The organism is Streptomyces sp. NRRL WC-3618, assembly GCF_001280005.1.
Lineage (GTDB): Bacteria > Actinomycetota > Actinomycetes > Streptomycetales > Streptomycetaceae > Streptomyces.
In genome coordinates, this window is record NZ_LGDW01000329.1 from 1 (window position 1) to 346 (window position 346).

At 66.2% G+C, this 346-nt stretch carries 1 protein-coding gene; it reads left to right on the top strand.

The window, feature by feature from the left end:
* Nucleotides 1-346: acyltransferase domain-containing protein (locus tag ADL01_RS24620; RefSeq protein ID WP_159049618.1), on the top strand; the 346-nt coding region annotated here is incomplete at both ends.

Here is a 346-nt window from a genome sequence, read left to right on the forward strand (position 1 = left end):
CAACGGCCCTGCCCAGATCGTGGTCTCCGGTGAGGCCGAGGCGCTGGAGGAACTGGTCGCGCAGTGCGTCGCGAACGGCATCCGTGCGCGCACGATCCCGGTCGACTACGCCTCGCACTCCTTCTACGTGGAGCAGATCGAGCAGCAGATCGGCGAGGCGTTGGAGGGGGTTGCCCCGCAGGCTGCCGAGGTCCCGTTGTTCTCGACGCTGACGGGTGCCTGGCTGGATACCAACACCTTGATGGACGGCGGGTATTGGTATCGCAATCTGCGTCAGACGGTCCTGTTCGAGCAGGCCACGCGCGGTCTGCTCGCTGAGGGGCACGGGCTGTTCCTGGAGATGAGC